Annotated in this window: 28 protein-coding genes; 23 read left to right on the top strand and 5 right to left on the bottom strand. The window is 66.4% G+C overall.

Annotated features, from left to right (window positions below):
- The first annotated feature begins 131 nt into the window (after positions 1 to 131).
- Together ODE13_RS10040 and ODE13_RS10035 are read left to right on the top strand one after the other, a co-directional pair.
- On the top strand, positions 132 to 1,271 hold the full coding sequence (locus tag ODE13_RS10040) for a sensor histidine kinase (protein WP_322479157.1): 1,140 nt from the start codon (positions 132 to 134) through the stop codon (positions 1,269 to 1,271).
- On the top strand, positions 1,268 to 1,915 hold the full coding sequence (locus tag ODE13_RS10035) for a response regulator transcription factor (protein WP_322479156.1): 648 nt from the start codon (positions 1,268 to 1,270) through the stop codon (positions 1,913 to 1,915). Before ODE13_RS10040 ends, ODE13_RS10035 begins: the two co-directional genes overlap by 4 nt.
- Before the next feature lie 466 nt (positions 1,916 to 2,381).
- On the opposite strand, the gene ODE13_RS10030 is transcribed toward ODE13_RS10035, so the two are convergent.
- Positions 2,382 to 2,642, bottom strand: a complete 261-nt coding sequence (locus ODE13_RS10030) for a helix-turn-helix transcriptional regulator (protein WP_322479155.1) — start codon at positions 2,640 to 2,642, stop codon at positions 2,382 to 2,384.
- Positions 2,643 to 2,735: 93 nt separating this feature from the next.
- Between ODE13_RS10030 and ODE13_RS10025 the strand changes: the two genes are divergently transcribed.
- The 4 genes from ODE13_RS10025 (at position 2,736) to ODE13_RS10010 (ending at position 3,809) form a co-directional block, all read left to right on the top strand.
- Complete coding sequence (locus ODE13_RS10025; protein ID WP_322479154.1) at positions 2,736 to 2,963, top strand: helix-turn-helix transcriptional regulator; 228 nt, start codon at positions 2,736 to 2,738, stop codon at positions 2,961 to 2,963.
- A 1-nt stretch (position 2,964) separates the two neighbouring features.
- Positions 2,965 to 3,246, top strand: coding sequence for a hypothetical protein (locus ODE13_RS10020; RefSeq protein ID WP_322479153.1), 282 nt, complete (start codon positions 2,965 to 2,967; stop codon positions 3,244 to 3,246).
- Positions 3,243 to 3,476: a helix-turn-helix domain-containing protein gene (locus ODE13_RS10015; RefSeq protein ID WP_322479152.1), complete on the top strand. Its 234-nt coding sequence runs from the start codon at positions 3,243 to 3,245 to the stop codon at positions 3,474 to 3,476. The genes ODE13_RS10020 and ODE13_RS10015 overlap by 4 nt, the downstream gene beginning before the upstream one ends.
- A gap of 81 nt (positions 3,477 to 3,557) precedes the next feature.
- Positions 3,558 to 3,809 carry a hypothetical protein gene (locus ODE13_RS10010; RefSeq protein WP_322479151.1) on the top strand — a complete coding sequence of 84 codons (252 nt, stop codon included), beginning with the start codon at positions 3,558 to 3,560 and terminating at the stop codon, positions 3,807 to 3,809.
- 71 nt (positions 3,810 to 3,880) lie between these two features.
- On the opposite strand, the gene ODE13_RS10005 is transcribed toward ODE13_RS10010, so the two are convergent.
- Positions 3,881 to 4,348, bottom strand: coding sequence for a hypothetical protein (locus ODE13_RS10005; RefSeq protein ID WP_322479150.1), 468 nt, complete (start codon positions 4,346 to 4,348; stop codon positions 3,881 to 3,883).
- A gap of 25 nt (positions 4,349 to 4,373) precedes the next feature.
- On the opposite strand from ODE13_RS10005, the gene ODE13_RS10000 reads away from it, so the two are divergent.
- From ODE13_RS10000 to ODE13_RS09960, 9 genes are all read left to right on the top strand, one after another.
- Entirely contained in the window at positions 4,374 to 4,538 is a 165-nt protein-coding gene (locus ODE13_RS10000) for a hypothetical protein (RefSeq protein ID WP_322479149.1), read from the top strand.
- A gap of 141 nt (positions 4,539 to 4,679) precedes the next feature.
- Positions 4,680 to 4,877: a hypothetical protein gene (locus ODE13_RS09995; RefSeq protein WP_322479148.1), complete on the top strand. Its 198-nt coding sequence runs from the start codon at positions 4,680 to 4,682 to the stop codon at positions 4,875 to 4,877.
- 15 nt (positions 4,878 to 4,892) lie between these two features.
- On the top strand, positions 4,893 to 5,804 hold the full coding sequence (gene bet, locus ODE13_RS09990; RefSeq protein ID WP_322479147.1) for a phage recombination protein Bet: 912 nt from the start codon (positions 4,893 to 4,895) through the stop codon (positions 5,802 to 5,804).
- Entirely contained in the window at positions 5,797 to 6,351 is a 555-nt protein-coding gene (locus tag ODE13_RS09985; protein ID WP_322479146.1) for a hypothetical protein, read from the top strand. The genes bet and ODE13_RS09985 overlap by 8 nt, the downstream gene beginning before the upstream one ends.
- A gap of 39 nt (positions 6,352 to 6,390) precedes the next feature.
- Positions 6,391 to 6,861, top strand: a complete 471-nt coding sequence (locus ODE13_RS09980; RefSeq protein ID WP_322479145.1) for a single-stranded DNA-binding protein — start codon at positions 6,391 to 6,393, stop codon at positions 6,859 to 6,861.
- A 193-nt stretch (positions 6,862 to 7,054) separates the two neighbouring features.
- Positions 7,055 to 8,041: a thermonuclease family protein gene (locus ODE13_RS09975; protein WP_322479144.1), complete on the top strand. Its 987-nt coding sequence runs from the start codon at positions 7,055 to 7,057 to the stop codon at positions 8,039 to 8,041.
- A gap of 135 nt (positions 8,042 to 8,176) precedes the next feature.
- Positions 8,177 to 8,494 carry a hypothetical protein gene (locus ODE13_RS09970; protein WP_322479143.1) on the top strand — a complete coding sequence of 106 codons (318 nt, stop codon included), beginning with the start codon at positions 8,177 to 8,179 and terminating at the stop codon, positions 8,492 to 8,494.
- Positions 8,491 to 9,438, top strand: a complete 948-nt coding sequence (locus tag ODE13_RS09965) for a hypothetical protein (protein WP_322479142.1) — start codon at positions 8,491 to 8,493, stop codon at positions 9,436 to 9,438. The genes ODE13_RS09970 and ODE13_RS09965 overlap by 4 nt, the downstream gene beginning before the upstream one ends.
- The gene (locus ODE13_RS09960) at positions 9,435 to 9,815 is read left to right on the top strand and encodes a hypothetical protein (RefSeq protein ID WP_322479141.1); all 381 of its coding nucleotides are present in this window, start codon (positions 9,435 to 9,437) and stop codon (positions 9,813 to 9,815) included. The genes ODE13_RS09965 and ODE13_RS09960 overlap by 4 nt, the downstream gene beginning before the upstream one ends.
- A 142-nt stretch (positions 9,816 to 9,957) precedes the next feature.
- Here ODE13_RS09960 and ODE13_RS09955 read toward each other — a convergent pair whose 3' ends face one another.
- On the bottom strand, positions 9,958 to 10,503 hold the full coding sequence (locus ODE13_RS09955; RefSeq protein ID WP_322479140.1) for a hypothetical protein: 546 nt from the start codon (positions 10,501 to 10,503) through the stop codon (positions 9,958 to 9,960).
- Between the two features lie 144 nt (positions 10,504 to 10,647).
- Here ODE13_RS09955 and ODE13_RS09950 point away from each other — a divergent pair, with 144 nt between their 5' ends.
- The 3 genes from ODE13_RS09950 to ODE13_RS09940 are packed head-to-tail and all read left to right on the top strand — an operon-like array spanning position 10,648 to position 11,709.
- A complete protein-coding gene (locus ODE13_RS09950) occupies positions 10,648 to 10,836 on the top strand; it encodes a hypothetical protein (RefSeq protein ID WP_322479139.1) in 189 nt (62 codons plus the stop codon).
- Entirely contained in the window at positions 10,829 to 11,194 is a 366-nt protein-coding gene (locus tag ODE13_RS09945; protein ID WP_322479138.1) for a hypothetical protein, read from the top strand. Before ODE13_RS09950 ends, ODE13_RS09945 begins: the two co-directional genes overlap by 8 nt.
- Positions 11,191 to 11,709, top strand: coding sequence for a DUF488 domain-containing protein (locus ODE13_RS09940; protein WP_322479137.1), 519 nt, complete (start codon positions 11,191 to 11,193; stop codon positions 11,707 to 11,709). Before ODE13_RS09945 ends, ODE13_RS09940 begins: the two co-directional genes overlap by 4 nt.
- Here ODE13_RS09940 and ODE13_RS09935 read toward each other — a convergent pair.
- A complete protein-coding gene (locus ODE13_RS09935; RefSeq protein WP_322479136.1) occupies positions 11,706 to 12,548 on the bottom strand; it encodes a hypothetical protein in 843 nt (280 codons plus the stop codon). The genes ODE13_RS09940 and ODE13_RS09935 overlap by 4 nt on opposite strands.
- Before the next feature lie 758 nt (positions 12,549 to 13,306).
- Here ODE13_RS09935 and ODE13_RS09930 point away from each other — a divergent pair.
- Entirely contained in the window at positions 13,307 to 13,906 is a 600-nt protein-coding gene (locus ODE13_RS09930; protein ID WP_322479135.1) for a hypothetical protein, read from the top strand.
- A gap of 233 nt (positions 13,907 to 14,139) precedes the next feature.
- On the top strand, positions 14,140 to 14,439 hold the full coding sequence (locus ODE13_RS09925; RefSeq protein ID WP_322479134.1) for a hypothetical protein: 300 nt from the start codon (positions 14,140 to 14,142) through the stop codon (positions 14,437 to 14,439).
- A gap of 279 nt (positions 14,440 to 14,718) precedes the next feature.
- Here ODE13_RS09925 and ODE13_RS09920 read toward each other — a convergent pair whose 3' ends face one another.
- Complete coding sequence (locus ODE13_RS09920) at positions 14,719 to 15,045, bottom strand: hypothetical protein (RefSeq protein WP_322479133.1); 327 nt, start codon at positions 15,043 to 15,045, stop codon at positions 14,719 to 14,721.
- Between the two features lie 73 nt (positions 15,046 to 15,118).
- On the opposite strand from ODE13_RS09920, the gene ODE13_RS09915 reads away from it, so the two are divergent.
- From ODE13_RS09915 to ODE13_RS09905, 3 genes are read left to right on the top strand one after another with little or no spacing between them, the layout of a single operon-like run.
- A complete protein-coding gene (locus ODE13_RS09915; protein ID WP_070158451.1) occupies positions 15,119 to 15,544 on the top strand; it encodes a hypothetical protein in 426 nt (141 codons plus the stop codon).
- 11 nt (positions 15,545 to 15,555) lie between these two features.
- Positions 15,556 to 15,882, top strand: coding sequence for a hypothetical protein (locus tag ODE13_RS09910; RefSeq protein WP_139827687.1), 327 nt, complete (start codon positions 15,556 to 15,558; stop codon positions 15,880 to 15,882).
- A 28-nt stretch (positions 15,883 to 15,910) separates the two neighbouring features.
- A complete protein-coding gene (locus tag ODE13_RS09905) occupies positions 15,911 to 17,488 on the top strand; it encodes a terminase large subunit domain-containing protein (protein ID WP_322479132.1) in 1,578 nt (525 codons plus the stop codon).
- The last annotated feature ends 4 nt before the right edge of the window (positions 17,489 to 17,492 follow it).

Raw genomic sequence — 17,492 nt, 5'->3', positions numbered from 1 at the left:
AGTTCCACGATCGCTGACCACGACGGCGGGCACATCGGCCCTGAGGCCGGAGTTCACCTGGCCGATGGCACAGTCTCTCTCTCGTCCATTCGGCTGATCCGCCGCTGCCGCGCTGTCCCTACACTGGACAGATGGTGACGAAGGCGTTGCGCTCGTGGTGGGCTGAGCCTCGACCGGCGAACCCGCCACGGCGGGTGTGGCGGGATTGGGCACTGCTTGGGGTGGCCGTCGCGGCGTCGCTGATCGAGGCCGTGCTACGGCCGGACCGAACCTGGCTCCTGGCTGCCCTGGTCGTCAGCGGCGTGGTCGCCGTTGCGGTGCTGTGGCGGCGGACCCAGCCGCTGGGAGCGGTCGCGGTCGCTTTCGGCACGCTGATCGTCTTCGATGTGGCACGGATCGTCGCGAGCGATGCGACCGGACTGGCGAGCATCGCGCTCGCGCTCGTGCTGCCCTACGCGTTGCTGCGGTGGGGGTCGGGCCGCGAGGCCGTCATCGGGCTCGGGACCATCCTGGTGTGGGTGAGTGTGACCCTTGTCGCAGTTCCGACCACGGTTCCAGAGGTGGTGGCCGGGTACGGGTTCTTCCTGTTCTCAGCTGCGCTCGGGGCCGCCATCCGCTTCCACGCGACCACTCGCATGCGTGAAATCGAGCAGGCCGAGCTCCGGCAGCGTCACGAGCTTGCTCGCGACCTGCACGACACCATCGGTCACTACATGTCGGGCATCGTCATCCAGGCCCAGGCGGGGCGGGCCTTGGCAGCCTCTGACCCCGATCGTGCGCTGGCCGTGCTCGAAACCATCGAGCAGGCAGCGACGAGGGTGCTGGCGGAGATGCGCACCATCGTCGGTGTCCTGCGTGTCGGGGCCGAGCCGGATCTCGCCCCTCAACCCGGCCTTGCTGACATTGAGCGGTTCGCCCGCGCCGCCGGCACGCCACGCATCGAGGTGGACCTGTCGGACCTGCACGACCTCCCTGCGGAGGTCAGCGTCGCGCTCTACCGGATCGCGCAGGAAGCCCTCACCAACACGATGCGCCACGCCCGCAACGTCACCCGCGTGCACATCGATGTCGTGGGTGACGTCGACCGGGTGCGTCTGACTGTCCGTGACGACGGGGGCCCCACTCCGGCCGGGGGCGCCCGCGCGGGGTACGGACTCGTCAGCATGCGGGAGCGTGCGACCCTCCTGGGCGGCACATTTCACGCCGGTCCGACCGCCGGCGGCGGCTGGCAGGTCGAGGCGATGCTGCCCCGCGTCGGGGCCACCTCATGAGCATCAAGGTGCTCATCGCCGATGACCAGGACATCGTGCGCACCGGCCTGACGATGCTCCTGAACGCCCAACCCGGCATCGAAGTGGTGGGCGCCGCCACCGATGGGCGCCAAGCGGTGAGTCTGGCGCGACAGCTGCGCCCTGACGTGTGCCTGTTCGACATCCGCATGCCGTTGATGGACGGCATCGAGGCCACCCGCCAGCTCGCCGGCCCTGACGTCGCCGACCCCCTGCCGATCGTGGTGATCACGACCTTCGATCTCGATGAGTACGTCCACGGGGCGTTGAAGGCCGGTGCTCGGGGCTTCCTGCTCAAGGACGCCGGACCCGCGCTCCTGGCACAAGCGATCCACGCGGCTGCCGATGGTGACGCACTGATCGCTCCGAGCGTCACGGTCCGCCTGCTTGCGGCGTTCGCCAACTCGCCGAGCGGTCCATCCGCGCAGCCGGTCGAGCCGCTCACCGCCCGTGAGGAGCAGGTGCTCCTCGCGGTGGCTCACGGGCGAACCAACAGCGAGATCGCCGCTGAGCTTTACATCAGTCCCAGCACCGTCAAGACCCATCTGACCAGCCTGATGCGCAAGCTCGGCGCGCGCAATCGGGTCGAGCTCGCCATGTGGGCTCATGAGACCGACCGCTTCTGAGGTTGGAGCGGAGGTGCCGCAGATGCCGGCGTCTTACCTGATCCTCGCCCTGTCCCGGACGCATCGGCCACAAAGAAAAAACACCCCGAACCGGTGACGGTTCGGGGTGTCTCCCATCTCTTGAGACAGGACATCAGGGTGAGCGACGGGGCTTGAATCTAGGTGCCACCTCTCAAAACTAAAGCGCTCTGATCCGCACCATTGCAGGGAAGTAGGCTTGCGCGTCGCCGCCGCATCACTTCGCCAGTTAGCCCGATTTCGCCGGTTTCGCCGCATAATCGCACCTGAGGTGCGATTCGCTGAGGGCCCGTCACAGTCGAGACATGTGAATCTTGCAACAATGTCACCTCCGCCCTGTAGGCTCGAACATACGTTCGAATCGCACCGAGTCAGGAGGGGCTCCGAGATGGGGGAGATGACTATTGAGGAAATCACGAGAGTGTCAGCGAGCCTTGGGGTCAGCCCTTCACGGCTGGTGGACGCGTTCCTCTACTTTGCGCATCACATCGGGCAGGCTGATGTCTAGGGCGTCAGCGATCGCGTGGAGTCGACCGAATGGCATGTCCCGCTCGCCTGAGAGGTACCGGTGCAGCGTCTTGATCTGCATGCCGGTATATGCCGCCATGGCGTCGTAGGTGACTCCGCGGGTCTCGCGTTCGTTGCGCAGCTCGGCGGCGAGGGCGTGCCGGTAGGCCAGTGCGTACTCGTCCAGGTCTTCGATGCTCATGGAGGTCAGTCTATGACCATCTGGACAACGGCGACATGCCAACTTTCAACCCCAGGTTGACCGTACGGACAAAACTTGCCTACTGTAGTCCGTATGGACAAAACAGCAGCACTCGGACAGCACATCCGAGATCTCATGGACAACGCCGGGCACAGCGAGAACAGCCTTGCTGAGACCACCGGCGTCCCTCGTGTGACCCTCCGCCGCCGACTGGACGCCCCGGAGAATCTGAGCGTCGGAGAGATCGCACGCATCGCCGCAGCCCTCCACGTCGAGCCCTCCGCGCTGACCGAGTACTACTACGGTGAGGCGGCGGCGTGATATGGCAACTGCAGCAGCGATCCGCACCGACCCGAGGGCCGACTGGCTCACCGGCGCCCGCGAGGCAATCGAAGCCCTTGCCGCCCGCTCCGCCCGAACAGGGGCAGAGTTCACCGCCGACGACCTGCGCCGCATGATCGGCGAGCCCGACCACCCCAACTGGTTCGGCTCGGCGTTCAATACCGCTCGCATCGCCCGCATCATCGAGCCCGTCGGATTCACCATCAGCCGCGCCCGCTCGCGACACGGCGGCGTCATCCGCACATGGAGGGCTGTCGCATGAGCCGCACTACTCGCACCGCCGTGCAGGTCTCCGACGCCTGCCGCGTCCTCAGCTCCAGCCGGTCCACGATCTACCGGCTCATCAGAGCCGGCGAGCTCGACGCCATCAAGGGCAAGGGCCGCACGTCGAAGTACCTCATCTACGAGGACTCCATCGAGGCGTACCAGCGCCGCCGGGCCGTCACCCCGGCCTACGACCGCAAGCGGATCCGCGAGCTCCTCGCCGCGTAACCCTCCCCGCAACTCGCATCACTCAAAGTCCGTCGTCTGACGGCAGGGCCGGCATCGGCCCGACTGAACCGAGGAAAACCTATGCCTGCACACAGCCCTACCGGCCCCTGCCTTCCTGGCTTCGTCGAGGCCAAGAAGTGGGTCAAGTACACCGCCCGAGAGCTCGGCGCATCCGTGAGTGAGCGCCACGCCAAGGCGCTGGCCCGCTGGCTCGTCAGCGTCCAGGGCCGACGCCCCGACCCCACAGACAGCGCGCTGTCCATCGTCTACGCCGACCCGGTCGGCGAGCAGATCGCAGACCGCTGGTGGGCCTACATCACCGAGAGGAAATGACATGACACCCGAGTGGATCTTCGCCCTGATCTCCATCGCCGCCGCTGCGACATCAGGCGTCTTCGCAGCGATTACGTGGGGCGGATCGGCACGTGAACATCACGATTGCCGTCGATCCGGAGATGAAGATTCGACGGAATCGTGTGACCCATAGAAGCCAGGGCGCGCATCTCTAACTGTGCCCCGGGCGGAATCGTCGCGGGGATCTCACGCTCGATGTCGAGCTGCATGAAGTCCTCGTCATTGACTACCTCGGATATCACCACAGGCGCGTCAGTCGTGTTCTCCAGCCATATTCGTCGACCTGACTTGGTCCTCTCTGCCACCGCGACGAGCGGAGGGCGGCTCAGTCCATCGACTAGCCGACGCAGTTCGGCGGCCTGCTTTTCTACGGCGTCGACCTTTCGGTTCGCCCGCTGCTCGGCTGCATCAGCCGCCTGTCGGGCCGCCTTCGACAGGTTCGACCGGTGCCACGCCACGACGGTGAACGCAGCAGAGAAGACAGCGGCAACAGATGAGACCCAAGCAGCGACGTCCATGCCCACCACCGTATAGGAGCCCCTCATGTCCATGCTGATCACCACCGAGTGCGAGGACTGCCGATCGCCGATGTGCCTCGCCTCCGAGCAGGCCCTGACCCTGGAGCGCCGCTACGGCCGGATCCTCTGCTACCGCTGCGCGGGTCAAGCGCGCCCCCGAGTCGAGGGGAGGCCCGGCCATGCGGCTTGATACCCCGATCTGGCACACGCGCCCGTGCGAGTGGGACGGCTGCCCCGAGCGGTCAGAGAGCTATGGCTTCTGCTCCGAACATGCCGAGCAGATCGACGAGGAATCACACCTGGAACGCCTGTGGGAGATGGAGGCCGGCCGATGACCTCGCACTCGCACATGACTCGCCACCACCGGCCTCCGCACGTCCGCCGGAAGCTACGCCTGTGGGCACCACTGGCCGCCCTCGGAGTCGCCGTCTACGTCTGCAATTTCCACGACGCCGGTGCCGCGCTCGCGGGTGCCGCCCTTGCCACGGTCGGCCTGCTCGGCCTCATCGGCGACAACACCACAACCTGACTAGGAGACACCACCATGACCGACGCCTCGACCGCGTTGACCATCACCGACGATCAATCGGGGTTCACCCCCGCGCAGGCGACCGCCCTGCAACACATGGGTGTCGAGAAAGCCACCCAGGCCGACGCACAAGTGTTCTTCCACGTGTGCAAACGGACCGGTCTCGATCCGTTCGCCCGACAGATCTACATGATCGAGCGGCAGGGCAAGCAGACCATTCAGACCGGCATCGACGGATTCCGACTCATCGCCGATCGGACCACCCGGCGGACGCAGGAGACCCTCGGCTATGAGGACACCCAGTGGTGCGGCCCTGACGGCAAGTGGTCGGACGTGTGGCTCGCCCCGGAGCCGCCCGCCGCCGCCCGCGTGGTCGTCCGCCGGGGTGGCGAGCGATTCCCCGGCATCGCCCTGTTCAGCGAGTACGCCGCCCGCAAGCGAAATGGTGACCTGACGCAGATGTGGCGCGACCGCCCGGCCGGTCAGCTCGCGAAGTGCGCCGAGGCGCTCGCGCTCCGCCGAGCGTTTCCCCAGGATCTCTCCGGGCTCTACACCTCCGACGAGATGCAACAGGCCGACAACCGGGACGCCGCCCCGGATATTGCCACCACCCGGCCCCATGGTCGGCCTGCCGACGAGGACCACGCCGCCACTCACAGCCCGAAGCGCACCACCTCCGCCGACACGGACGACACCACACCCGCGAACATCATCGACAGTGTTCGCGCCGGGTGGGACAACCCCGACCAGCTCGAGCAGATCGGTAAATGGCTGGCACGCAACCGGCCCCACGACCCCATCCTCGCCGAGGTCCGCGCCCGCTTCACTGAGCTGACCACCCCCGCGCCGACCGCCCGCGACGAGGCCCCCGTCGACGCCGAGATCATCCCCGACAACACCACAGAGGAGACACCCGACCATGTCTGACCACACACCCCTCACCAAGGCCGACCGGCTCGCGTTCCTGCTCCGCAAGACAGTCGCCGACGCCGCAGGCGCCGAGGTCAAAGCCGAACGGCAGCACGTCATCGACGATCTGCTTGAGCTCCACGAGGAGCATGGCGTCAAGCAGGTCGCCGTCAAACTCCCCGACGACGAGCAGATCGCGACGCTCACGATCTCCCAGCCCACCCCCCGCACCGAGATCACCGACGACGACGCGTTCATCGACTGGGCCGCCGAGCACTACCCCGACGCCGTCGAGAAGGTCACCGTCCGCCGGGTCGACCCGCAGCTGCTCAAGGTCATCGCCGCCGAGTACCCCGAGGCCGATGGGCGCCACTACAGCGCCGACGGCGAGCAGGTGCCCGGCGTCCGCACCCACACCCCGCCGCCCTCGTCGTTCAGCGTCAAGTACGCCGACGGCGACCGATCCCGCGAGCGACTCATCGGCGCATGGCGCGGCGGCGAGCTCGCCGAGCTCGACACCGGCGACACCCTCCCGGCCCTCGAATGGACCGGCAACACCGCATGACCACCACACACCAGCACGACAACACCGAAGGGTCCACACATGGCAAATGACACTTTCATCACCGTTACCGGCAACCTCACCGCCGACCCCGAGCTGAGGTTCACCAAATCCGGCGTCGCGGTCACCAACTTCACCGTCGCATCAACCTCGCGCCGCTGGGACCGACAGCGAAACGAATACGTCGACGAGGAGCCCCTGTTCGTCCGGTGCAACGTGTGGCGCGAAATGGCCGAGAACGTCGCCGAGACCCTCACAAAGGGCGCCCGCGCCCTCGTGCACGGCCGCATGAAGGCGAGCACGTTCGACACCAAAGAGGGTGACCGCCGCACCGTGTGGGAGGTCGACGTCGAGGAGGTCGGCCCCGCCCTCCGGTTCGCCACAGCCCGAGTCCAGCGCGCCGGCCGCAACAACGGCGGCGGGTCCACCTGGGGCGGCCACCAGACCACGACAGCCGTGGCTACCGGCGCAGGCTGGGATACCCCGCCCGTCGGCGGTGAGCCCCCGTTCTGAGGCCGCCGACATGTCAATCCTGACCGGGTTCGCTATCCGCACCCGCCGCTGACAACACCACCACACCGGCCCCGTCGCCCACACCAGGGCGGCGGGGACGCCGCGTGGGCAACGCCTGCGAGTGCGAGACGGGCTACTCTGTCCTCAGATCTGGAGAGAGGGCCAGATCACTCGCACCTTGTAAGGACGCCCCATGACCAGCACCCCAGGCAAGCTCTCACGGTGGCAACGCTTCAAGCGATGGCCGCTGATCCTCAAGATCCCCGCCATCGGCTGCAGCAGCCTCGTTCTGCTCTTCGCCGCGATCATCGCCCTCGGCACGATCATCACGCTCGTCGACCCGGACGGGACTGCGGAGCGTGCCGCCGACCGTGAGCAGCAGCGCACAGAGGTCGAGACCAGCTCGAAGGCCACCGCCAGCGAAGAACCCGACGAGGAGCCGGAAGAATCTGAGTCACCGTCAGAGTCTCCCTCGCCGTCTGAGTCCCCTTCGGACGAGCCCAGCGACGACCCCACCACGGAATCCCCTACCCCCACCCCATCACCAACGACAGAGTCGCCGTCCCCGACACCGGAACCCACTCAGGACTCCGACACGCACACCGCGGTCGTGACCCGGGTGATCGATGGAGACACCGTCGTCCTCGACAACGACGACCGGGTACGCCTCCTCGGTATCGATACCCCCGAGACCGGCGAGTGCCACGCCGACACCGCCACCCAGCGCATGGTCGAACTCGTCCAGGGCAAGACTGTCACCCTGGTCCGAGACGGCGACGACACCGATCGTTACGACCGGCTGCTGCGCTATATCGACGTCGACGGGGTCGACGCCGGGCTGACTCTCATCCAGGAAGGCCTGGCGATCTCCCGGTACGACTCTCGTGACGGATACGGGTTCCACACGAGGGAGCCGGACTACATCGCCGCGGACGACGCCACAGCGATGCGCACCTGCCAGACGCAGGCGCCAGAGCCGGAACCTGAGCCTGAACCGGAGCCGGCCCCGGAGCAGCCTGGCGCGGAGTGTGCGGAGGGCTACTCACCGTGCATCCCGCCCTACCCGCCGGACATCAACTGCGGTGACCTGCCGGCGGAGTCCAAGCCCGTCCGAGTGACCGGCAGCGACCCGCACGGTCTCGACGCGGACAACGATGGGTGGGGCTGCGAGAGCGGCTGACTGACCACAACAACTACACGCCTCTGAGGGCCCTGCACCACTAGGTGCGGGGCCCTCAGGGTTTCACAGCGCCACCTGCGGCCCCGTCGCCCCCATCAAGGGGAGGCGGGGCCGAGTCGCGCCCGAGAGGATCGCATGAATATCTTCACCATCACATGCTCAGCCGGACACCCGCTCCGCAAGGTCGCTGTGGTCGTCGACTTCGGCGGCTGGGCGTGCGACCCACCCGAAGCAGACATGAACCTCCGCCGGCGACCTGTCCACGGGTACAGCTTCCGCTGCTCATGCGGCGCCGGCGCGGCCGCCCACAAGGACGACATGCACCGGGTACTGACCCGGTTGGCGGCCGACTACGGGGTCGACGAGCTCAGCATCCAAGCCATCGCCCGCGCCCGACGCTGGCAAGGCGGCTTCCGCCGACCCGAACAACTCAACGAGAGGAGCCCCGCATGACCTGGTTCAAGGTCGACGACAAGTTCCACGGACACCCGAAGGTCGCGGAGCTTTCGCTCGCCGCCGTCGGCGTGTGGACGGTTGCCGGCTCGTGGTGCGCCGACTACCTCACCGACGGAGCGATCACTCCGGGCCAGTTGCGGCGACTCGGAGGCACCGACGCCGAGGCCGCCGAGCTAGTCGAGGCGGGCCTATGGGAGCAGACCGCCACCGGATGGACGTTCCGCAACTGGCACGTATACCAGCCCACACGTGAGTCGGTCGAGGCCAAGCGCGGCGCCGAATCCACTGGCGCGGCTCGAGGCAACCACCAGCGCTGGCACGTCGCTCGCGGTGTTGTCGCTCACGACTGCGAGTTCTGCACCGCAGAATCGGGTACCCGATCAGGTACCCGATCAGGTACCCGATCAGGTGCCCGATCAGGTCAGGATCAGGTGCCCGTCGGGTCAGTGTCAGCCAAGGACGAATCGTCCCCGAATCCTCCCGTACCCGTACCCGTACCCATCCCTACTGAAGTAGGGATGAGCGACGCACGCGCAAGCGCGAGCGCCGACATGAGCCACGGAGGCAGCGGCGGCAAAGGACGACGCAAACCCGCCCGGCCGATCCCCGACGACTGGACCCCCACCGAGGCGCACGCCACCCGAGCCCGAGAGCTCGGCGTCGACCTGAACCTCGAGGCCGACAAGTTCGTCAACTACGCCAATGCCAACGACCGCCGACAGGCCGACTGGTCCCGCAGTTTCTTCACCTGGCTGACCAACGCTCACCAGTTCCAGAAGCGCGACGGCGGACCACGCCGCACCAGCGCCGAGCAGCGGATCGACGCGGGCCGCGCATGGCTCTCCCGCAACGAAGGCTGGGATGAACAGCGCGCCGCCGCCGATAACCCGTTCATGCTAGACGCCCCCACCACCGAGGAGCCGAGGAGGATCACCCGATGAACGACCGCCCTGACCAGTTCACTGAGGAGGACGCCAAGGCGGCCGTGACCTACCTGGCGCAGATCGACGCCCGCGTCATCGCATCCAAAGAGATTCCGGCGCTTGCCGAGGTGTGGCACCACGGGCTGAGGAAGTTCACTCCGGCACAGGTCCGGTGGGGGATCAAGCAGTACTACGGCGTCCTGGCGATCGACAAGGCGCCCGTTCTGACGGCGGCAGAGTGCCGCCGGATCCTCATCACCACCCGTGTCCAGTCGGAGGCCAAGCGGGCCGCACTGGGGGAGCTCCCGAAGCCACAGGGCACGCCGATGCCCGACGAGCTCCGCGACAAGCTCGACCGCATCGGCGGCCGCGTCGACGCGGAGGGCCCCGCGTGACCCCGCAGCCGACCGGGACCAACAATGGCCGGGCCGCCCGCCCGGCTCCGAGGCGCACGCGGCCGAGACCGACGCGCCGAGAGTCGAGCAGCTGGCTCTGTTCTGACAGGGGAGGCGCGCCGGGCCGAGGCCGCCGCGTCGATCAGTCCTCGGGCACGACCCGGTAGACCCGGCGCTTCTTCCCCTCGGTGAACCCCAAGCGCTCATACCTCCGTACCAGGTCGTCACTGGCAGCCGCGGCCACCAACACCGTGCCCGGCGGCAGAGCCTCGCCCAGCCGGCGCGCAAGCTGCACCGCCGACAGCCTGGTCCCGGGGCGCTGCGCCAACGCGGCGACCTGCCATCGCTTCCCCCGGGGTGTCTCACGTCCGGTCGGCAGCGACATTGATCCCTGTCCCAGGGCGACCGCGGCACCGAGCAGCAGGGCCATCAGTGCAGCCCAGTACGTGGTCGCCCACCCGATCCCATGCGTGTTGAGCAGCCAGATGTACAGCACGAACAGCGGCACCATCAGGACCGCGACGATCACGAATTCAGCCCAGAGCCGGTACCGGCCGAAGATCACCATCCCGTCCCCTTGCGGTGTCTCGTAGAGCTGACCGCGCAGGGCGTAAGGGACCAGCATGAGCACGGCCAGCGGGGCTGCGAGAACCGCAGACGTCCGTGTTTTCGCGAACGCGGTGGCCATCAGCCAGCCCAGCGGGATAACACGAGACGCACCAGCGGGAGAAGGAGATTTAGTCACCCGCCCAACCCTACCCAGGAGCCTTCGGCCGTCGCCGGGGGCTCTGTTATTTCGAGACCGAGCAGCACCCCTGAGAAGGAGTCCACCGTGCATATCACCGCCGACGCCCCCGACCCGGTGCCCATGAAACTCAACCCCGCGTACCTGCGAGACACCCTCACCCCTGGCACGTGCATCACCCGCGCCCGCCACTGCCTCGATACCGGACAGCCGCGACTCGCCGAGCTCTACATGGGCCGCGCCTCCCAGCAGATCGAGGAGGCCGCCCGTGCCTGAGCTGTTCATCCCACAACCCGCCGCGTTCATCAATGCGAACGACCGGATGCACTGGGCTCCGAGGGCGCGGCTGACAAAGGAATGGCGCCGCACCGCCGGCCTCATGGCCCGCACCGCCCGGATCGGCCCATATGACCGCATCCACGTCACCGCCCACGTACACAAGAAGACCCGACGCGCCTACGACGCCCACAACCTCGTCCCCACCCTGAAAGCAGTCATGGACGGGCTCGTCGACGCGCACGTCATCCCCGACGACACCAACGAACACCTCACCGGACCAGACCCCCGCGAAGGCGACGCCCGGCCACACGCGCCCGGCATCACGCTCACCATCACCCAGGAGGACACCTCATGACTGACCTAGACACCCAGCAGCGAACGCCACGCAGAAACCTCCATGCCACAATGACACCTATGCATACACCAGATGCCCCGGGGATCATCGGAATCGGCTACGAAGGCAAGACCTCCGAGCAGCTGATCCGTGAGCTCGACCTATGGCAGATCGATGTAGTCGTAGACGTGCGACTGAACCCGATCTCCCGCAAAAAGGGCTTGTCAAAGACGGCCCTTCGCGAGGCGCTCGCCGGTGCTGGAATCCGCTACGAGCACCGCCGCGAGTTGGGCAACCCCAAGGAGAACCGCGCTGGATTCTGGGACCCCGGGACTGCAGCACATCAACACGCCCGTGAGACGTTCGCTGACATATTGAAGGCTGAAGCCGCTTCACCTGCCCTCGAGGAGCTCGTATACCTGGCCGGGCACGAACGCGTCGCTCTCCTATGCTTCGAGGCGTCCGAGCGTTGTTGCCATCGCGCAGTCATACTCGCCGAGGTGAAGTCCGCCCTGAGCCGCCTGGCAGCCGTCTAGGCGGATCGATACACACCGAGCACGCCGTAAGCCTGAGGACGTTTCGCTTGGTTTCCCACGAAGAAGAGGGGGCCCCGGTCAGGGTCGCATAGCTCCCCCAGGAACTTTCGCCGGAGCTGTTCCATCGCGGTCTCATCGTCCTGGTCAGGTAGCCGCCGGCTTAGGGCGACGAATTCCCAGTCGAGGAGACTCTGGCGATGGCCGTTGCATCCGGAGCTCATGCAGAGATACTTGAACCATGCCTGGAATCGGGGTGCATCAAGTACGTGCTGTTTGGCCACCTCCCCGAAGAGGTCCATCTGTCCGACGTCTCTTCGAAGCTTCACTAGCTGATCTTGAGTCCAGCCGGGGTGATGCTCGATGTCCATCCCCATTACCTTGGCAGGAACGATCGCAGCCAGGGAGGGGAACACTTCGCCTGCTTCGCGTGCTTTAGCAATACTGCACATCGTCCATTCCCCCACAAGTGGTCCTATGAAGGTGTGCCGGGTCTCCCACTTACTGAGCCGTTGCCCACGGCGTATGCGACTCCGATCCGGCTTGAAGCTCTCGGCGCGAGAGTCATCTCGAGAGGGCCTGATAGGGACCTCGATGATCTCGTACTTAGAGAATCTCGCGTACTCTTCCAGTGAGCGGAAGGGTATTGGATAGAGTCTTACCCACTCAGGGCCGTGATCTGAGAGTCGAATCCCTGCCACGCAGACGGTATCGCCGTACTTTTCGGAGGGCTGAGGGGCTGCCTTCACGGTGATCAGGACACTTGCAAGTTCCTCCTTGTCCGAACTGGGTTTCGGGTAGACGCTGCGGCCTTCTCCGAATACCGGCAACTGATCAAACATCCCGCTCTCCTGACCGCGCCGCGGCAAGCAGCTCGGGGAGCCACGCCGAGGGCGCCTACGCTAGCGCTATTGCCATGATGCTACCGGCCGCAAAGGCCCTTGGGGATAGTTGCGGTTCACAGCAGCCGCTCGCACGGATTGTCGCTCGCTGGATTCAGTGGGTAGCTAGCCACTTCTTGAATTGCCGCTCGTGTGCATTGAGAGGTGATCGCCACGTCGTCGGCGCGTGGCAGGAAGCCCATAGACGTTCAGGAGGATGCGGACCCCTACCCAATGAAGTTCTAGTCCTGAATCAGCCCGGATGGAGGCTCCCCTGGCATACGATCAACATCACACCTGATTCTGAGCGCTCCATGACGGCTGCGAGTCACCCCGGACGGGATAGTCCCTTCACGCAGCCAGTAGGTGTGAGAAGTGCACATTCAAAGGAGGCAACCATGACAGACGGCCGAGACGTACCTGGGTGGAGTATTGCAACGTACAGCAAGCTTCGTCCAGGGGATCGAGTCAGGGTCTCGAAGCGTTATTCCTCACATCCAGAAGTGATTGGCGAAGTGCATAGTTTTGACGTCGACAGAATGTTCGTGCTGAGTGACGAAGGAGGGAGTCATGAGGTGTCACCGGTTCACGAGTACTTGATCCACGTGCCTGTCGGCGATCCACCCGCATAGCTACAGTTCGCACACAGCCCTCACGAGCCCCGCCACCTCACCACGGTGGCGGGGCTTTCTCATGCCCACACGCACCACGGAGGCCCCATGACCGAACCCATGACGCTCCCACAGAACATCCATCAGCTGATCCGCGCCCACCTCGCCAAGCGAGCAGATGGCCGGCTGGTCCAGCGGCCCGCGCTGCTCGACCAGCTGGCCGGAGAGGTCCAACCGTCCGGCGGAGGCCAGGGAGGCGGCAATGAGAGCCCGCTGCCGATCAACACCGACGCCGTTGAGCTGCAGCTACAGCTGCTCCACACCGCGCAGCAGGAGGAGGCGGAGAGGGTCGGTCTCACCGGGCCGCTCGACGTCATCCTGGACCGCTGGGCACGGGAGGATAGGCCCGAGACTGTCGCGCACCTGGTGCAGGTCACCCGTGACATGATCGACAGCATCCATCAGATCGTCGACCCGGCACCAGCACGTCGGCCGCTGAGGAAGGCCTGCCCCGCGTGCGGCGTCACCTGGATCTGCAACGAGAACGGCGACCGTAAGGCGGCCCTGACCGCTGGCGTCTGGGACGAGAGCGGCGGACTGAGACCGACCACAGACTGGGACATCTCGTGCGCCGAGTGTGGAGCCGTCTGGCACGCGGCCGACCCAGGCTTCAACGCGCTGATCGGGCTGTTGAGCGAGGCCGCCTGAGGTGTGTTAATCTGGTCCCGGTTCAAGCAGACGTGTATCCAAAGGCCCCTCTCCCGGATCGGGATGGGGCCTTTCGCATGTCCGGCGACGTTCCTTTCACAGGTGGTTCTGGGAGTCAGTGCCCCGGTCGACGCAGGGGAAGGCGCGACCGGGGCACACCCCCACCCTCACCAGAAACAGGAGGGGAGGGGGAGGGCGCACCCCCACCGAAAAACACAGGGGGGGAGGGTGCCATGACCGACGGCCGAAGCACCCCCGCCTGGAACGGACGCCGCGCCGCCCGCGCACTCGACGAGGTCAAGCGCAAAGGCCGAGCACGCGGCGAACCCTGCTGCATCTGCAAGCAGCCCATCGACTACGACCTGCCCTCCACCGACCCCGACGGCTGCTCTGTCCAGCACGTCAAGTCACGCGCCCTGTTCCCGCACCTCACATGGGATCCAGCGAACTGGAGTCCTGCGCATCTGTCCTGCAACAAGGCTGAAGGCAAGACCGCGACCGTGAGCATCGGGAACACGTCGCGACAGTGGTAAGTCCGGCATTCTCAATAAGTCCCGGAAAAAACTGGGCCGATCCTCCGAAAATCGCCCGACCTGATGCCTTGAGGGCATCACAGAGCGGCGAAAAGGGGAGGGGCGGGTCAAAACTCTGAGGACCAAGGGGGCGGCAACAGCGGGGGTTTAGCGGCCTCCCTCCCCCGAGGGGCATAGGGGGGTCGCGCATGCGTGCGCGTGATACCTGATGTCAAGTCATACCGCAAGACTTATTGAGAATGACGACAGCCTGGGTATGGCTGAGGAACTCGGGCCGCACTACTCCACGCCCTCGCAGGCGGGCGCGTCAGGAACGGAATAGCAGACCGTGTTGATGGATCCCGAGACGTCTGCGCGTTCGGTGAGGCCCATCGCCCCCGGATACTCAGCCAAGGCCGCTTCCCATTCCTCGGGAGAGTCACACGCATACGCAGTGTCCTTGATCAGGGGGTCCGCGGCGTCAGGGTCGGGCTCGTCGGCAGCGGCGCTCATCGCGTCCAGGCATTCGGCGGAGGGCCCTGCATCCTCGGACTCGTCGCCTGCGCAGGCGGTAAGGCTCGCAGCGGCGAGCAGGAAAATGGCTGCGGCGAATCGGGGAGAGTTCATATCAAGGACTCTATCCAGTTTGGGCCAGGTGCCAAGAGGTGTAAGTCAATACCTATTGCGAATGGGGTCACCAGTGCGACAGGTTGTCCTGCTCTGTGGCCCGCCTGGTGCGGGCAAGACCACGGAGGCCCGGCGCTCAGGGCTCACAGTCTACGACCGCGACGACCCGGAGTGGCTGTCGGAGCGGCACTTCACGGACGCACTGAAGCGGCTGGCCGATGACGCCGGCGCTCGTGCTGTGGTGATCCGCTCGGCGGCGACCTCGTCGGCACGTCGGCGTGCTGCGCGCATGGTCCGAGCGACCGACACGTTCCTGCTCTCGGCGCCACGCGAGGAGCTGATGCGCCGGGTGCGCAGCCGAGGCCGGGATGTGCCGAGGGAGCAGGCCGGGGTGAAGCACTGGCTGGAGAGCTTCGACGATGCCGACGGCGTCCGGCGATTCCCTGGCTGGCCTGCTGTCTTCGGCGAGGGACTGGGATCGACATCGAGGCGGTGGTGACAGTGGGTGACGTGCGAGATGCCTTCGAGGACGCCGTCGAAGCTGCTGACCACCTGACCGAGACTGACGCCGGGACAATCGCCGCGGCTCGCGCTCTGGCCGACAAGATCGACGCCTGGGACGTGATCGTGCAGTGGGCGAAAGAGGACGCGTCCGAGAGTGGCGACAGGCCCACCGTGCCCCACAACGACAATGTCACGCTGCCAACGTTCTTGAAGTTCCTCGACGCTCTGGGTCTGACGCCGATCGCTCGCCAGAAGCTGGACAAGGAGGATAAGGGGGGCTCGGGTGGCAAGCTCGCGCAACTCCGCAAAGACACGGGGCTCCGGGCAGTCTAAGAAGCTGCGGGGCTCTGAGGTTCCCCGGGTGTGGACGCGACCGCTGCGGCCGCTGACGGAGAACACCTCGTTGGGATTCGCGGCGATCAGGTTCGCGGAGAACGTCTGCGACGTGACGCTGTACCCGTGGCAGAAGTGGCTGCTGATCCATGCCCTGGAACTCTCGCCCGGGGTGACGGTGAAGAACATGCACCGCCGCGGCAAGGATGTTCCGCTGTTCCGCTTCCGCACGGTCGTCGTGCTGGTAGCACGCCAGCAGGGGAAGTCGACCCTGTCGCAGGTGCTGGCCCTGTTCATGCTCTACATGCTGGGGATCAACCTGATCCTGGGCACGGCGCAGGATCTGGACACGGCCGAGGAGGTCTGGGACGGCGCCCTGGAGATCATCGAGGAGACCCCGGAGCTCGCCGAGCTGGCTGACAAGCCGATCATGGTCAACGGCAAGAAGACGATCCGGCTGAAATCGGGGGAGCGGTACAAGGTCAAGGCCGCGAACCGCCGGGCTGGCCGTGGCCTCTCGGGTGATCTGATCATGCTCGACGAGCTGCGCGAGCATCAGACCTGGGATGCCTGGGGCGCGATCACCAAGACGACGATCGCCCGCCCGAACGCCCAGGTGTGGGCGATGTCGAACGCCGGCGACGCGACCTCGGTCGTGCTGCGCTACCTGCGGAAGATGGCCCACAAGCCCTTGGGTGACCCCGATGGGATCAACGCTGACGACGACCCGGAGTCGCTGCTGCCGGCGGAAGGCGTTCCCGGCATGGACGACGCCGAGGAGTCGAGCGCGTCCACCGGCGATGAGTCGCTGGGGATCTTCGAGTGGTCGGCGCCGCCGGGCTGCGACGTCATGGACCCCGAGGGCTGGGCGCAGGCGAACCCGTCGCTGGGCCATGGCCTGGTCACCGAGCGGTCCCTGATGTCTGCGGCCAAGACAGACCCGGAGTGGGTCTTCCGCACCGAGGTTCTGTGCCAGTGGTCGGACGGGTCACTGGAAGGCCCGTTCCCGCCGGGCGCGTGGGAGGCCGGCCAGTGGGTCGCCGAGGATCATCCGGGCGAGGAAATGCCGCAGATCGTCGGCAACGTCGTCGCCTGCGTGGACATCGCAGTCGACCGCGGCCGGGCGCATATCGCCTTCGCTGGCCGGGACGCCGAGGGCTTCCCCCAGGTGGAGCTGGTGGCGTCGCGGTCGGTGTCTGAGTCCGCCGGCACGGGCTGGGTCATCGACTGGCTGACTGAGCGCGCCGAGATCATCGACGCGGTGACCGGCCAAACTCGCGGCGCCCCGGTGTCAGATCTGATGCCGCAGCTGGAGGAGGCAGGCCTTCCGGTCGTGTCCTGGTCCGGCCCGGAGCTGACCTCCGGGACGGGCAAGTTCTATGACGCGGTCCGTGACAACGGATTCCGGCACTTCCCGCAGCCGGTGGTCGATGTGGCCGCTGCGACTGCGACACCGAAACTCACCGACGGCGGCAGCTTCCTCTGGGACAGACGCAAATCCCCGGTGGACGTCTCGCCGCTGATCGCTTTCACCGGCGCCCTGTGGTGCCTGGACCGCCCCGTGGAGAAGAAACCCGAGCCGAGGATCCGGCAACTAGGAGGCTGAGGGC

The organism is Nesterenkonia sp. HG001 (assembly GCF_034438835.1).
In the GTDB taxonomy this organism is placed as follows: Bacteria; Actinomycetota; Actinomycetes; order Actinomycetales; family Micrococcaceae; genus Nesterenkonia; species Nesterenkonia xinjiangensis.
This window is presented reverse-complemented; position numbering and strand designations above follow the sequence as displayed.